Here is a 14814-nt window from a genome sequence, read left to right on the forward strand (position 1 = left end):
TTAACGACGCCTAGCACGCACGAGACCAATCCCGACCTTTGCACTCCTCCTCGCTTGCTATTGGGCTAGAGACTTGAAGTAGCGACGTCGGTAGAGCGGCTGGGCCGCGCGCAGCAGTGGATAGGCGACCCGCCAGACCCCGTCGCCAGCAGAGGAGACCGATCGGACGGTGAACCAGACTGATCCGTCCTCGCGTCGGTCAATAATGAATGCCTCCTCACCCTTGATCGGATGCCCGGCGAGGGTCCTATAACTGAACGCCTTTAGATTCGATTCATCCGCCACCTCTACGACTTCGACCGGTTCGCCAATGCGGACAGGCCCTACGTGGGCGATCAGCCAGTACCGCTGTCCCACCTTGACGATAGGAGCCTGTGAGTCATTCACCATTGGCCAGACAGAAAATCCGCTACGGGCTTTCACCTCCCAACGCAGCAGATTGCTGGAGGCCGACGTCCACGCTTCTGGGCCGAATCCGATTCTTACGCTGCGGCTATATCCAGCGAAGTCAGTCGACTTGATCCGACCTAATCCCGCGTCAAGCGGGACGTTCGTGCCGAAGTACGTGGGCGGTCGTTCGGACAAGCTCCGATGACTCGCGCCTCTCATTTCGCAATGATCCGTGAACTGTACGTCCTGAACGGCACGACCCATGCCCTGGACTCCCAGCGGGCTATGCACGCAGGGCGGACTATCGCCCAATCGCAAAGCGAAGGACCAGCCTGGTCAGTCATTTACGTCTAGCGCGTCTGCGCACTGCGCGTAGGTAAACTCGGACTTTTCACAGAGCACCCACTGCGTTGCGAACGAGGCAGTGAATGAATCGCCGCTACTGGTGAGATGATAGTAAACTTGTACGATGCGGTTGGCCGAGACACGGCCGTTCGCCCCGACGGTAAAACTAAGCAGCGGGGCGTTGCGAGCGTCCGTCACCGGGTTCACAATGTGACCGACGGCGGCAGAAGCGTCAATTCTTGCGGAAACTACTTTTGGCGAAGCCAATCCTGCTACGGAAACCAACTTGATCCGATCGACAACAATCGGCTCGTCACCTTCAACGAACAGGGGAATGTCGAGCGCGCTAGAGGAGAACGACTCGCCGGAAGTTACGAGCACGAAATTGGACAGCGGCGATCGGTCAGATCGAAGCGGGCCCTTCTCGTCATCGAGATGCGGCGTTTCGGCGGACGTGCTCGTGCTCGTGTCCGGTAAATGACCCTGCCCACAGCTCAACAACGCAATTGACATGAGCGTGCTAAGTAGTGCAAGGCCGCCCTTCCGTCGCCGCCCAGCGTCAACAGCAGCGGACGACCCTCTACACGGCGACAGGCCCGATGTCTGAGCACCGCCCACTCTCACATCCCTCATCTCCGCCTCATCCCCAGAAGAAGTCTACGAGGTTGTCTGCAAACTTTCCCCACGTATATCTTGCATTGCCGCCATAGAGTGCGACACACGTGGGGCCGGCTACAATGCAGGCGCCTCCTGCTGAAAAGGTGGGTATATGCGCCTTGACGACCAAGGTTATGTAGCCATCCTTACCCTTCTCGAAATTGAATTGAATCCAACCGCCCGGATAGTCAGGATGGCCTCTGCGAGCTTCGAATCGCCATCCATTCAGGTAGATATTGGATACCTTAACCGGGAAGTATAGAATCTTCAGCGGATGAAGATTCATTTCCGCTCCCTGCTTAAGGTCCTTGGCGCCAGAGATCGGGAACACCTTAGTGAAGTTGGCTTGGACTTTGAAGAAGAAGTCAAACTGGCTGCCGGCCCATTTTCTGAGACGGAACCGCATATCGTAGCCGAACTTGCCAGATATATCGGCCCCGTTGATCGGGTCCGATGGATACCCGTACCGTGTTGCATTTCCTCCGGGGATGGGGTCAGGTGTGAGGAAGTTCCCGGACGCGGGATTATAGAGGCGGGCGCCCATAAGTACCGTGCCGCCAATGCCGTCGGCGGCGCGCTGCTGGGTCCCCAAATAGGAGTACCTTCCAGAAGCCGAATTTCCGAACTCGTCTGCCTCTTGGTAGGACGAGATCGTGACAGCGCCTGACACGTTCGGAGAGTAGGCGACTATATCTCCGTGAAGGTTCGAGATGCCGAACTGGCTACTTCCCGATGCTATGTCGGTGGAGCCGATTGCCCCAAGCCCAGCTATCTGCAAATACCGCGTGGTGGCCCACCCGGAACCGCCGTCGTTCGAACTGCGAATACTCGTCGGGCTGTCGCCATCAGACGAGAATCGATACACGATGCGGCTCGTTTCAGCGCCGCCGGAGCGGTTGATGATGTTCGTGATGCGGCCCGAGGCGTCAAGACCGTACACAGCTTCTTTTGTGGTAACGCCACTGCCATCGTTAACGTCTTGCTTCAGTGTCTTGATCATGTCGTTAGCGAAGTAGCTAGATTCAAGAGGACCGGCGGGTGCCCCTCCGCCGGTCTTGGTTGTATCGATGGCTGGCGTTGTAAGGGTGCGACCTAGGTTGTCGTAGCTGTATCCGCTGTTGATCGGTCGATTCGCAGCGTCATAAGCGTTCGACTTGCTCATCGACGGCGTCGCGGTCTGGCAGCTCTTGTCGCTGGCTGGGCCGTACGTTTTGAAGCTGGTGCGACCCGGGGCCAGGTTGAAGCCGTACATGCGAGTGGTGCACGCCGTGACCATACTCGCGTCGGGTCGTTGATCTTGGACGCTCCTCAGTCTGCCGAGTGCGTCGTACGTGTAGTGCTGAGAACTGCCGGTGGATTTGTTCGACGAGACCCTCCCGTCGACGAGATGATCGCTGCCGAAACCGACCACCTCATCGCCGGATGCATTGGCGTACTTGAGGTTGTGAGCGATCCCGAGCTCATCGTATGTGTAGGAGGCCACCATTCCGTTCGAGTAGGTCACGGATGATGGAGCCCCAAGAGTGTTGTATTTAAGGGTGACGGTGTCCGGTCCGGACGAGAGGCCCAGGTCAACGGTGGTGACGAGGCGACGGTGATCCTCATTCGCCCCGGACCCTTCGTCGTACGAATAGGCGTATGTACCGGCCCCATCGTCGAATGTACTGAGTTCTCCATCGATTGTGTACGTGGGTCGGGACGTCATCCCGGTCGCGTCCGTATAGGAGCGTTCGCGTCCCCACGAGTCAGTAGTCTGACTTTCGCTTCCGCTGGCATTCACGCTGGTGTCAGTTTGACTGCTCGGCGCACCAGTTGCGCTGTCGTAGGTCCTAGTAATCGAGCGAGTGTCGCCGCCGCTGACGGACGATGACTGAGCAGTCTCGCGCCCCAAGTCGTCGAACACATTCACTGAGGTGCGAACGGTGGTGCCTGATGACTCGACCGTGCGGGTTGCCTGGAGGTCGACGTCGTAGCCGGTGACAGCAGAGCTGGGCATTGATGGAGACATAGGCGCACCAGCTGGCCCCTGCTTGCAGATCAGGCCGATCCAGTCGGCTTTAGAAGGCTGACCATTGGTGTTGCAATCGCTGTCGGGGTTTCCTGCGGTGTAGTACTGGGTCATCGTTGTCTGAGCGTCGTCGCCCCTCCCGATGGCGTCCGCATGTCCACCAGGTTGGCGACGCTCGATCTCTCGACCTTCGGTGTCAAAGCGGGTGACTGTTGTCGACCACGATCCGTCTTCGAGCTGAGTTTCTTCCCGCGTCGGACGGCCAATCGTCCAGCCATCGCCATCTCCCGCCACTACGGGACTGTACTGGTGGCGCACGATCGACGCGTCGAACGATCCCGTGAGGTCGGGAAGGACTGCGTCACTGGTCGTCTTGATGATCAACCCGAAGTTGACTCGGTTGGCTGGAAGCGGGGGCCTAGTGTCGCCAGCAATTGACCCTTCGTCGTCATAGGTGTAGCTCGTGCGACTCCTGAAGAGACCCGATGTGCCATCGGTCAGGTACGCAGCGTGAGCAGGCGTATAGGTTGCCTCGACGCGCGAGCCAGGTGGAATCGAGTTCTGTCCGGCTCCGATTGACTGAGAGTTGAAGATCGTCACGCTGGAGGCTTCCTTAGCCAGCCGGAGCCGATCTGCGTCCGTCGCTGCAGACAAGGCTCGCGACCGGCCAGCACCGTTCAGCGACTGAATGATGTTTCCGTAGCTGTCATACCAGGCGGTGTCGACCAGCCACTGACCAGCGCCGAAGACGGCAGAGTTGGTCTGCGCGCCGTCGGATCGCGTGTAGAAGAGCTGGGCGTATTTCCAATCCCCGATAGTCGGATTCGCCGCCGGTACATGGTTCGGCGGGAAGACGGCCGTTACGTCTGTTGGGACATCGGTCTGGCCCCACCTCGCAACGTCATTGCCACCCATCGCTGGTAGCCCAATGGCGTCGAGCGCGGAACCATAGACCACGGTCCATGTCGCGTTTCCGCTGATCCCAGGGTTGGTGTTCGGGTCGACCGGGCGGGCGACCTTGATCAGTCGGCCAGACCCGTCGTAACTGAATGACCACTTTGATTGTCCGGGGGGTGTTTCAGCCGCAATAAGCGTTCGCCCATTTACACTGATGTATTCGTAGGAAATGCAAAGCGGCGTCGACGGTCGAGGATCGCATGCCTGAACCAGGCGACCCGACCCGTCGTATGAGTACGTTGCAATCGGAGTTGTTGTCACCCCTGCACCAGGACCGGCCAGCCCGTCAACACCTGCTTTGGGATCGTAAGCGACGCGAGCGATCTGGGTGACGTGTTGTGCGCCGTCGTAGGTCAGTTTGAGCCCGCGGCATCCAGGATCCTGAGTACTGGCGGTACAGACCACGCCACCGGCCGATGGCGTTTGAGCAATCCAGGTCAGAAGTCCCCCGCTGGAAGCCTGGCTGGTTGTTCCGGAACCCGTCGACGAACTCGCCGTGGGAGACCCCCAACCGGCGGAAGTCTTGGTCCAGGTCACCGTGCCGGCGTAGGGCGCGGACCATGTCAGCGTGTTTGGACTTCCTGAAGTGTTGACAGTCAGCCGCGATCCATCATCGGTAGCATCGGCGCGCCTCAGAATGGTGACGCCGCCGCTGGCCGCACCGACCGGCGAAAAGATGATCGGGCTACCTCCAGGCGGAGACAGAGCAATGCTGCCTTGTTGGTCGACGGCGTCGTTCACTGTCGCAGCTGACAGGTCAGCGTAGGCGGACAGTCCGCTGGCCGACCATCCCTTGCCGAAGGGTCCGTCCGTTTTCGTCGCATCGTCTGTACTGGCAAAGAGGCGGGCGACGCCAGCATTTGCATCGACCGCATCTGCGCCGCCCAATGACGCATCACCTGTTCCGAGGTCAACCGTCATCGGACCGACGCTGGTCGTCGGCGCGTTGGGGTTATCAATCAGCTGGACGGCCCGCGCCGGAGTGCAATTCAGACTTCCCAGGCACCCTCGGACCTCGAGCAACGCGGGTGCAGCGAGCGTGTCTGCTGAATTGTCGGTGGGATCTCGGTCTTCTTTCGTCGCGTCCCACAAAAGGTCGAAGGTGTCCGAACTTGCAGCTTGCGGCTGGGAAGGCCCGTCGACGGTCTGCTGGCCGTCCCATGTGATTCCGGCGTAGGTCTTGATGGAGCCAGATGACGGAGCGGTTTGGGAGGCGATGGTGTTCCAGGCGCTAGCGCCGGCGTAACGCCACTGCAGTCGAAGGTCTCCGCTCGATCTGAGCGGAGCGAGTACCGACAGCGGGAACGTCGCGTTCGACTTCATGCGAGTTGCAGGCGCTGACAACGAAGGCGAATCACCGATTCCGAAACTAAAGGACTTGGAGGAGCTGTTACCGGCGCGGTCGGTCGCTGTGACGGCAAGCGTGTGAAATCCGAGCCCAGGGAGCCAGGTTAGGTTGGCGTCACCCGTAGAACTGATCTGAGTTCCCGACAGAGCGACTGGTGCGGCGCCGTCCTTCGAGTACGTCATCGACACAGTGTCGGGTGCACCGTCGAATGTAAAGGTGTTGCTCGTCGGGGCAGTCGTGTACCACGTGTTGTCCGCCAAGCCGGTCGCTGTGAGCGCAATGGACGGGGCTGAGGTATCCACGGTGAAGGTGGTTCGTGTCGACCACCCAGTCTCGTCCTCGAACGAACCGCCGCCTGCCCAACCCCAGTAGTCGCCCGCCTTCCCTCGGACCGTATAGGTACCGTCGGGCAACGCGTCGGGCACCGCGCACGCGGCGTTCACGCCTGGGGTCGCGTAGGACCCAGTACACGCGGTGTACCAATTGGTCGATCCTCCGACGTACACACGGAAGACGATCTTTCCGAGCCCACCGTCCCCATCGGCGGCACTGGATGTAAACGTGGGCTTAGCTGCCGAGGTGTAGAGCGCGGACGGCCCTCCCGGCGGGGTGTAGTAAGAACTTGGAGCGACCGTAGGCGCGAGAGCGATGCTAGGCAGAGTGTGCCAAGTGACGTTGAGGTGCGGCCGGAGGCCAGGGTAGTTCTGGTAGTTCGCTGACCGGTACCGCCGATAGGTGTTGCTCTGGTTCGCGTTCGCATCCGTGGCCGACAATCGAATCCCGTTGTTGGCCGCGCCGGCTGCCCACTGGCGCACCATCGCGGTGACGTCCCACGTCGCATCGCCTGCCGGGCACGACGAGCTGTAGCCCTGCGCCGGAGCGTAATCGCTGTAATAGGAAGCCGCGACCGAAGGGCCTGGCCAAGACAGATTCCCCGCGCCACCGGTCCACGCCTGGTTGATCATTGCGGCACGGACGACACCACTGGTGCACGAGCCGGAGTCGAAGCTGCGGAGCACCAGATCTGCTGAGTCGATCGTCGTGAAGGCCCACATATTCGAGGTACCGCCGAAGTGCATGAAGGCGCGCGCCTTGTGGCTTCCGGCATCCTTACTCCCGACCCGCAACTCCTGACTGGAATCCTGGCCATTGAGAAAGTCCGGAGTCTGGATCCACGAGTCAGTGCTGTACAGCGGGTCGTTGATCGCGTGGATCCCGTCGAACGTCGGGTCGACTGTCACTGGGTACACGGTGTCTGGGTCGTGGAGGTAGTCCTGGTCCGGCAGCAGCGTTAGCACGGATGCTGGGCCGTTCGACTTGGCTACGTCTACATCGACGGTCGCCACATTGGTGGGGTCGCCTTCATCGTTCGCACTCGCGTCGAACATCACCGGCTCCGGCGCGCTGACGACAGGCTTGCCGTCGTTCGTAGTGACCACAAGACCGCCGTCCGAGGTCTCTTTGAGCACCCCGCCGTCCGTGATCACCGGCACCGCTACCTCGACGGGCGCGGTTGGCTCCTCATGGAGTACAACGTTGTAGGAGAATCCGCTGTCATTGGCAGTGACGACCAGGTCGCCCGCGCCATCGGCAGCGACACCCGCGTATGTGGCCGACGGGCCCTCGAGTATAGGCTCCGGTAGGACCGTCGGCCACTTCCAGGCTAGGTCTTTGCCATCTTCGGTCATGGTGGCGAACACCTTGTCGCCGCCAGCGGACACGGTCACGTCCGAGAGCCCATACTTCGGGGCCAGACGATTACCGTCCTGAACGAGCGACGGGTCGATGTCATGCCAGGTGCCACTCTCGTCCTGCACCGACTCGGGCGCCGACGCGATCTCCGAGGTCCAGGTGCCATCCGGATTGGCGTACACGCGACTGATCTCATTGCGTTGCGACGCGTCCTCTACCCTCTGCCCCAGGGCTCGCGCTGTCACCATCGCCGAGACTCGATCAGGGCGAGAGACCTCGGCTTGTTCTGTCGATGTACTCGCCGCCTGAACCGATAGCGCTGCGGTCGCTGGAGTGACGACGGGAAGCCCGCCGCCAGAGACCACTAGCCCGACCGCCAACGACGCGACCAACAATGCTGAAGAACGGGCAGAGCGGTGCGCTGCGACCAAGGCCAACTCCCGAAGTGTTAGCTGCAACGGGAGGACCGGCGCAGGTTACGAACAAATCAGGCGGAGACTATGGGTGATTCCCGACCGTGTCAGGCGTTTGGCGCAAGTGCTACTTCGGTTTGCGATGAAGTCGTAGCACGCAACCCGAGTGCATCGGGTTCCGTTAGGACGGCGTTCTGCTCCACTTCGGACCGCCGCGCAAGCTAACAGTTGCAGAGATCCCAGAGTTGTCCGTCGCAGCGTTTCGTCATGCGGAACGCCCCGACTGTCCCCTGCGCACGCATCTCTGTTTCGTGGGGGACACCGCCCCGTACTGACGTCGCCGAGGACGCATCTGCGCCACTTGCGCGTTCGACCACCAAAGCAGGGGTCCGTCGCAGCGGCCGATGGAACGACAGCACCCGCGCAATGCCTGCTCGCTCACCTACTGCTAGCTGGAATCACATTGCATAACCCGGGTGCGGGCGTCTTGTGGCACTCCGCCAAGGTGATGCTCGATGTCCAGTCGATCGTGAAGTGGCATGACTCGCCACGGCCCGATGCCCTGCAGCAGTTCGTATCCGTGGAGCTCGTTGGGCACGGTTGCCAGCTGAAAGGACTCAGCGGCTTCGATCACAAGCCAAGGCATGTTGTTGTTCAGCGTTGTCACCTGCTGATCATCGCCAAGGGCAGCGGCAATGAAGAACCAGTCGTTGGTGTACGACTCGTCGACGAAGGCGTGAAGCACCTTCGCATTGTGTCAGGGTTGATCGCGCCAGCACGACCTCAGCAGCGAACCGCCGATCGTGAGGCCGGCGACGACCAGGAGCCACGCGACCCAGTCAGGCATCAGCCCGCCGCGGTCGACCTGGACATAGAGAGCTGCCAGCCGTCGGGCGGAGCTCCTCGAGTTGCGTCATCACGGTCGCGAAGGCATGGGCCTCGGTCTGGATTGGCTGGTCCTCTGCGTGGAAGTCGCTGATCGGGCGGATGTTGCCGCGGAGGATCCTCCCTCGCAACCTACGTACAGACCTAAAACGAAAGCGCCCCGTCACCACGAGGGTGACGGGGCGTCAGTCGGGAGAGTTCAGTCAGTTCGGGTTCACCTGGGCCGCGGGATGGCGAGGGTCGCCTCCGACGCCAGCTTCTCCATGGCGTCGGAGGGAACCGAGAACGCATCGTCGTCGAGGGACGATGGGCCAGCGATCCGCTCGGTCACCATGATCTCGAACCCGCCGGGGTGGATCACGCGGACAGCGCGCTCGACGTCGATGTTCGCGAGGTCGTTCTGGCTGAGGGTGCGGTAGTCGACCATCTTGAACTTGCCTCTGCCGAACTCGGGCGCCCGAAGGAACGGTGTGACGGTGGTGACCATGGAGGCGCCGGAGGACAGCTTCTCGACCTCGCAACTCACCTGTCGGCCAGTGTCGATGCCCCAGCAGTACGCGTTCGGGTTGGGGGCATCGCTCGTGTGTCCGGAGTAGAGCTGGACGCTGTGGCTGGCCTTATCGCCGAAGAGAACGTTCATGTAGTCAGCGTCCGCGTAGTTCGCTTGCTCCAGTTCCTGGAACTCTGCGGTTCCGGCCACGAATTTCGGGTTTGCTGTGTCTGGAATGGACTTGCCGAGAACCGACTCCGCGGAGGTGATCATCCGGTCTCGCATGTCCGACGCGACATAGCCCTTGAAGTCGGGCGCAGCAGCAGATGTCTGATCGGCGTCATCGCTGAGAAAGGGGCGCAGCGTGACCGCACCAGCGATCCCGACACCAACAACGAGCGTCGGCACCACCCATCGCCTGAGACGACGCCCAGAGCGCGCAGAATCACGACGCTCCTCGCTCGGACCTGACCTCTCGGCTCTCGCGGGGGCCTCGGTGTCACGGAGATTCATCGGTGATGTCCTTCCACAGCGTATTTCGTGCTTGCTCTGGTGGCGTGGCCTTGGGTCTTCAGACGTTCGGGTTGATCTTCCACACGCTGAACCCATCGTCGTTGACGAAGGCACAGGAGTCAGCGCCGTTGGTGTAACACAGGAGCGCCCGCATCTTGATCATGTCTGATTGACGATTCACCTTGCCGCTAGCGCTTACGGTTTGGACCTCGCAGCCATACCGGTTGACACCGAAGACCTGCGAGATCGAACTATAGGAGGCGCCCGCGAGCTTCATCTCGAAGTAAAAGGCCACGCCCAAGCCATCGCCGGGGCACCGGTCTTTGACCGACATCGCGTAAGTGAACGAGTCCCTGTCGGTGAAGGTCCCCGAACCCCAGACTTCGCCGCCGCCGCCCCCGAGTGTGCTGGATTGACTGTAGATGTCTACCGCCCACGCGTGCGCTGGTGCGGCGAATCCGATCACAGCAGCGAGCGTCGCGATACACGTAACGAAAGCCCGTTTCACAGGCCAGCTGAACACGGACACCAATTCCCCTACCGAGAAGTTCAGACGCGGTCTACAGGTGCGATCAAATGGCCGAAGCAAACCCAGCATAGGGCGAATGAACCTCTGCGTTCCCAAGATCTAAAATCTTGCCCGCGGGCTGCGCCTCGGGCTAGACCTGTGAACGCCCGAAGGCGCCCCGCCACCGGGGTGACGGGCGCAGCTGGCACTTCCAAGCTGAGTGATTCCCCCTTGTGTTCGCGCAGGTCGTCATGGGAGCGGTAGTGCACCTGTCGGGCAGGTGACAGCGCCGAAGTCTCGGGTCCCCGGCGGGGTCGAGATTGAACGCTAGCGGCGCCTCGGGGGCTCTGCTGGTGGAACGTGTTCCTGGCCCAAACGTCGACGAGCCGCAGGACCATCCCGCTGACGGAGGTGGCAATCGATGCGCTCTCCTACCATCTGCACACCCGAGTCGGCAACGTCGGCTGCCGCCTTAGCGGTTCGCCGTGCAACAGCAGCAACCGGGTGCTGTGCGCTTACCTGCTAGACGGTGCCAGACCGCGCTCTCACTAGCCGAGAGTGCGTGGGAGGACCTTCCCCAACCCGCAACGTCAGCGTTCCTCTGGAACGCAGAAGATGACTCTTGGTCCTTAGCGACCTGGTGAACCCTAAGCAGCACTTGGCGCTGTTTGCTGCGTCGCTTGCGAAGAACAGTGGCCTGACAGGGGCAGTAACGACATGGATGGGGCGCGCTGCCTGACACAGCACTGGTCCGACCGCTAGACCGACTGCGAATGAGGATCGGCTGCACCCGTGCCCGTATTAGGCCGCTCGAGTTCGCGCCGCGAACGCGCGAGCCGCGGAGTAGGTCTCGACGTCACGCCGGCGCAGCCACCAACGACGGCCGCGGCGCACGGCCGGGATCCGTTCGTCGAGGGCGAGCCGCGTGACGTATTGCGGTGTGTAACTGAGTAGGAGCCCGGCGGTAGTCGGATCCAGCCACACCTGTCCGTCGTCGGGTGCACTCTCGTCGACCGGCTCGCGACCAGCGGGCAGACGAAGCGGAGTCCGGGCAGCTCGCCATGCGTCGCCCCACCTCACCACCGACTCGCGATCAAGGCACGGCCGACCACCTCGGCGATCTCGATGTGCGATCTCGTCGAGGTGTCGCTCGATCGTGCTGGTCGCACAGCCGACCAGCTCGGCAGCGGCGGCGTGCGAGACCCATTCGGTCATATCGAACCGATGCCCCGCCCGCAGCCGTCGAAACGTCAGCCCAGATCGATGACGTCGCGATAGTCCTGCAGGCCAGACAAGAACTTCGATAGTCCCCCGCCAGAGTCCCCCGCCAGACGTTTTCGCCTCCGCCGACCTGTTCGGTGCTGGCGCCGAGAACTGCCCTGTTGATCAGTGCGTGGACGCCGTCTTCGAGAAGGGCCGCGGTCATGCGGCGGGCGTCGCCGAAGACTTCATCCGCACGATCGAACCGCGCCACGCTGGCGGCCTTGATCCTGATCACGCTCCCGTTGTTGCTGACCCCCAACCTAAGGCCAGATCCTCAGCACGTGCGAGCACTCACCCGACCCAGGTCCTCGCTGGCTACTTCTACCTTGGGCGACTCCGCTGTGGGCTCAAGGTTGATTACGCTGACGGCTGACGTCTGCCGGTGCACCAAGCCAGGTCGGGAACGAGGGTCGCCCCAACGAGCAGTCGCATGTCCGCAAAGGTCCAGAAGTCGCACCGACGTGGGGTAAAGATGGTTGATAACCGTCGGCGGCCCTCGGTCTCGATAATCTCGGCCCCCGCACACAGATACCCCTGCCACAGTCACTGAATTTTCGCGGCACGCATGCTACGGAGGTCCGTAGGCGGGCGGTGTGCACCTTGAGATCGGAGAGGTCTCGGGGGTGTCGCGTGCATGGCGGGGTGAAGTTCTACAGCGGCGCAGCGAAGGCGGCGCGCCTGTATGTCGAGCGGGACCGGTCTCGGGCGGATGACTACTACCTGTCCGAGGGCGACGCGATCGCGATGCGACTGGTCGCCACCCCAAAGAGCGTCGACCTCGCCGGCGCGATGAACGGTGACACCTACGAGCAGTGGGTGGCCGGGATGGACATCGACGCCGGCGCGAAGAAGGGACGGCTCCGTAACGATGCGGACGGGCTGCGGTTCGTCGAGGTCGTCGTGAACGGTCCAAAGACGTGGTCGCTCGCGGCCTCGCTGCACCCAGCGATCTCTGAGGCACTTGATGCGGCCCAGGATCGTGCGGCCGCGGAGATCGTCGGGTGGGTCGCCGCTCATGCGACGACCCGGGTGGGTCCGCGGGGCAGGCAGGTCCAGGTCCCGGTCGAGCAGGTCGAGGCGGCGGTGATCCGGCACTACACCTCGCGGGCCGGGGATCCGCACCGTCACCTCCACCTGCAGATCAACGCCCGCGTCTGGGCGGCCAATGCGTGGCGCGGGATCCATTCGGTGGGGATCCGCGACTCGATCGAGGCGATCAACGGGATCGGCCACGCGGTGGTCGCCACCGACCCGCAGTTCCGACGCGTCCTGGCCGAGCACGGGTACACGCTCGATCCCGAGACGGGCGAGATCGCCCAGCTCAAGCCGTACACGGGTGCGTTCAGCGCCCGGGCGGCGCAGATCCGCCGCAACGTCGACCGCTACGAGGCCAAGTGGAGGGCCGAGCATCCGGGCGAGGAGCCGGGTCGGCGGTTGCGGGAGGGGTGGGATCGGCGTGCATGGGCGCAGGCGCGCCCCGACAAGGTCGTGCCCCGCGATGGCCGCGAGCTGGTGGCGCAGTGGAACAGCGAGCTGCACGACCTCGGCTACCAGGACCCCGATGGCCCAGCCGCGCCGGTCCCCCCAGCCGGGACACGGCCGGGGCGGATTGACCGGGACGCTGTCGCCGACCTGGTCATCTCGATCCTGGGATCGAAGCGATCGGCGTGGAACACCGCCGACATCCGCGGGAAGACCGAGGTGCTGCTCGCCCAGACCGGGCTGGTCACGGATCGGGCGGTCCGGGTCGAGCTCGCCGAAGACATCACCGCCCGCGCCCTCCAAGGCTGTACCCGCCTGCTCCAGGGATCCACCATGTCCGGGGTTCCCGAGCACGTGCGTGCCCTCACCTCCCCGCGCGTGCTCGAAGTCGAGGCCGACCTCATCGCCCGGCTGGCCCGACGCGGAACCAGACCCGTCCGACGCGCCTGGCAGGGCGAGCGGGCCGGTCCGGAGCACGCAGCCGTGGTCAGCGCCCTGGCCGGCGACGGGAATCTGGTCGTGGTCGAAGGTGCCGCCGGCGCCGGGAAGACCACTGCACTGCGTGCCGCGCAGCAGCGTCTCGCCCGGTGGGGTCACCGACTCGTCGTGGTGACCCCCACATTGAAGGCAGCCGAGGTCGCCGCCGCCGAGACCGGCGCCGACGGCCACTCCGTCTCCTGGCTGATCCACCAGCACGGGTGGCGCTGGGACGAGGACGGCCACTGGACCCGCCAACCCGATCCCTCCCCCAACCCAGCGGCGCGGTTGCGTCCAGGGGATCTGCTGTTGGTGGACGAGGCCGGCATGCTCGACCAGGACGTCGCCCTGGCGCTGCTGACCCTGGCCGACGAGACCGGCGCCCGTTTCGCCCTGGTCGGGGACCGCCATCAACTCCCCGCCGTCGGCCGCGGCGGGGTCCTCGACCACGCCATCGCCTTCGCGCACCCCACCGCCGTGGTCACCCTCGAGAGGGTGCACCGGTTCACCGACCCCGACTACGCCGACCTGTCGCTGCGGATGCGGACCGGCGACGACCCCGCCGCCGTGTTCGACGACCTACTGCGGCGTGGACACATACTCATCCATCCCACCGAAGTCGAACGCACCGCCGCCCTCGCCGACGCCGGTGCCCGCGGTGACCTGGTCATCGCCGACACCCGCGAACAGGTCGCCGACCTCAACGCCACCATCCGCGACCACCACGCCCAGGCCAATCGCAGCGGCGATCGCGACATCGACGACGTCCTCACCACCGCGGCCGGAGAGCGCATCGGCCTCGGCGACCGGGTCGCGACCCGCCGCAACGACCCCGACCTCCAGGTCACCAACCGCCAGACCTGGACCGTCACCGGCCTCGGCAACGACGGCAGCCTCCTGCTCCACGGGCACGGCCGCGACCGCGTGGTCCCGGCCGAGTACGCAGCCCGGTTCGTCGAGCTCGCCTACGCCACCACCGTCCACGGCGCCCAAGGCGAGACCGTCGACACAGCCCACGCCCTCATCGGCGAGCACACCGGCGCCTCGGCCGCGTACGTCGCGATGACTCGCGCCCGCCACCACAACACCGCCCACCTCGTCGCCGACGACCTCGACGACGCCCGCCGCCAATGGGTCGACGTCTTCGCACGCGACCGCGCCGACCTCGGCCCCGCCCACGCACGCCACCAGGCGATCGACGCCCTCAACCGCTACGGGAGCGCCGTCTCGCCGCGACCCGGCCAGGCTCCCACGGGAGCCGAGTACCGACCCGCGGCCGCGGCAAGCGTCGATTTCGGGCTCTGACCCGACATCAGAGAGCTTTCGGGGAAACGCACGGCCGTCACCGCGGGCGCGGGGCCGCCCGCGCCGGTGGTGCGTCCGACG

At 63.6% G+C, this 14814-nt stretch carries 7 protein-coding genes; 1 reads left to right on the forward strand and 6 read right to left on the reverse strand.

Annotation, left to right across the window (positions count from 1 at the left end):
- Positions 1–57 precede the first annotated feature (57 nt).
- From ASC77_RS27905 to ASC77_RS22115, 6 genes are all read right to left on the reverse strand, one after another.
- Positions 58–654 carry a DUF1990 domain-containing protein gene (locus tag ASC77_RS27905; RefSeq protein WP_082620438.1) on the reverse strand — a complete coding sequence of 199 codons (597 nt, stop codon included), beginning with the start codon at positions 652–654 and terminating at the stop codon, positions 58–60.
- A 72-nt stretch (positions 655–726) separates the two neighbouring features.
- A complete protein-coding gene (locus ASC77_RS26835) occupies positions 727–1248 on the reverse strand; it encodes a hypothetical protein (protein ID WP_156391241.1) in 522 nt (173 codons plus the stop codon).
- A 127-nt stretch (positions 1249–1375) separates the two neighbouring features.
- Positions 1376–7579, reverse strand: coding sequence for an RHS repeat-associated core domain-containing protein (locus ASC77_RS26840; protein WP_162249853.1), 6204 nt, complete (start codon positions 7577–7579; stop codon positions 1376–1378).
- A gap of 679 nt (positions 7580–8258) precedes the next feature.
- On the reverse strand, positions 8259–8555 hold the full coding sequence (locus tag ASC77_RS22105; RefSeq protein WP_056158085.1) for a hypothetical protein: 297 nt from the start codon (positions 8553–8555) through the stop codon (positions 8259–8261).
- Between the two features lie 354 nt (positions 8556–8909).
- The gene (locus tag ASC77_RS22110) at positions 8910–9593 is read right to left on the reverse strand and encodes a hypothetical protein (RefSeq protein ID WP_056793450.1); all 684 of its coding nucleotides are present in this window, start codon (positions 9591–9593) and stop codon (positions 8910–8912) included.
- 163 nt (positions 9594–9756) lie between these two features.
- The gene (locus ASC77_RS22115) at positions 9757–10164 is read right to left on the reverse strand and encodes a hypothetical protein (protein ID WP_056158090.1); all 408 of its coding nucleotides are present in this window, start codon (positions 10162–10164) and stop codon (positions 9757–9759) included.
- Positions 10165–12111: 1947 nt separating this feature from the next.
- Between ASC77_RS22115 and mobF the strand changes: the two genes are divergently transcribed.
- Entirely contained in the window at positions 12112–14733 is a 2622-nt protein-coding gene (gene mobF / locus ASC77_RS22120; protein ID WP_200945103.1) for a MobF family relaxase, read from the forward strand.
- Positions 14734–14814: the final 81 nt, after the last annotated feature.

The organism is Nocardioides sp. Root1257, assembly GCF_001425175.1.
In the GTDB taxonomy this organism is placed as follows: domain Bacteria; phylum Actinomycetota; class Actinomycetes; order Propionibacteriales; family Nocardioidaceae; genus Nocardioides.

What these genes read in the sequence shown, in the direction of transcription:
- ASC77_RS27905 (WP_082620438.1), bottom strand. Translation starts at nt 654, where the DNA reads ATGGGTCGTGCCGTTCAGGACGTACAGTTCACGGATCATTGCGAAATG.
- ASC77_RS26835 (WP_156391241.1), bottom strand. Translation starts at nt 1,248, where the DNA reads ATGTCAATTGCGTTGTTGAGCTGTGGGCAGGGTCATTTACCGGACACG.